This window comes from Sphingomonas parva (ex Maeng et al. 2020) (assembly GCF_004564275.1).
GTDB classification, from domain to species: Bacteria; Pseudomonadota; Alphaproteobacteria; order Sphingomonadales; family Sphingomonadaceae; genus Allosphingosinicella; species Allosphingosinicella parva.
Genome location: NZ_SPDV01000081.1, coordinates 1 through 1,359 on the forward strand (window position 1 = coordinate 1; position 1,359 = coordinate 1,359).

1 protein-coding gene is annotated in these 1,359 nt (G+C 72.9%); it reads right to left on the reverse strand.

Features of this window, described 5'->3' with window-relative positions; translation table 11 throughout:
• The coding region (locus E2493_RS21460; protein WP_167737667.1) for a beta strand repeat-containing protein at positions 1–1,359 on the reverse strand (1,359 nt) is incomplete at both ends.

Sequence of the window (1,359 nt, forward strand, 5' to 3'; positions counted from 1 at the left end):
CCGGTGACGTTGCCGGTGCCGATCTGCAGGCGGCTGACCGACGTCAGGGTCAGCGTTCCTGCGGTGACGTTGCGGATGCGGATGCTGTCGGGCGTCGCCAGGCTCTCGTTGGTGAGCGTGCCGGCGTTGACCGAGCCGAGGGTCGCGCTGCCGGTCACGTCGAGGCGGACCGTCCCCGGCGCGCTGATCGTCGCGCCGCCGGTGCCGTCGTCGAATCCGGGAATCCGGCCGCTGAGCGAACCGGCGAGGGCGGTGATCGCGACATTCCCCGACGCATCGACCAGGTCGGCGCGGATGTCGCCGGCATCGGCGGTGAGGAAGGCCGTGTTCGTGTCGAGCGTACCAAGGACCAGGCCATCGTCCACGTCGCCGGTGATCGGGAGCACGCTGCCGAGCGAGGCGGCGCGAATATTGATGTTGTGGCCGGCCTGCCCGGCAGGGCCCGCGAAGCCGATCGCGGACGTGCTGCCGGCCGAGGCCCGCGCGAACGTCACGGCGCGCGTGTCTGCGCCCGTTCCGGTCGATACGGCCGCGTTGAAGGTCACGACCCCGTTAGTGTCGACGTCGATGTCGTCGCCCGCGGTCAGCGAGGTCAGGCTGACCGCCGCGCCGGCGGAGATCGCAATGTCCTCGCCCGCCGAGAGCGTGCCGGCGGTGACGGCACCCGTCGACGCCGAATTGCCGGCCAGGATCGCGATCGTCCCCGTCGCAGGCGTGCCGCCGAGGGCGGTCGAGGCGCCGCCCACGGTCACGTCCCCCGACGCGCTCAGCAGCATGTCGCCGCCATTGCTCCGCAGCGTGCCCGTGACGATGGAGCCACTGGCGCCGAGGCGAAGCACCCGGCCTGTCCCGAGGACCGAGACGTCCCGCGTCCGGAGCGTGCCGCTGGTCGCGAGGACGCGGATGTCTCCGTTGGCGGCGCTTCCGTCGAGCATGTCGACCGCATCGGCCGAGACGCTGATCTGGTCGGCCGCGAGCAGGCTGGCTCCGGTTCCGGCGGTGAGCGTGCCGAGCTGGGCGTTGCCGCCGGCGCTGACAATGATCGTCTGGCTGGCGCCGCTGGCGGTCAGGTCCGTCCGTCCGAAATTGACGAGAAGTCGCCCGTCGGTGGCGGGAGAGCCGAGCGCCAGGCCGGAGACGTCCCCGGTGGTCGCGGTGACCGCGACCGGCCCGGTCGACGACGTCGCCGAGGCGAGGCGGACATCGGTCTGGCCGAGCACCGTCACCCCGGTCGCGCCGGCGAGCGGGCCGGCGGTGACGCCGCCGAGCGTCGACTGTACCGTGACCAGGCCGCCGCTCGATGTCGCGCCGCCGACGCTGACGTCGGTCTCGCCCTGGACGGTGACGCCGGTCGCGCCG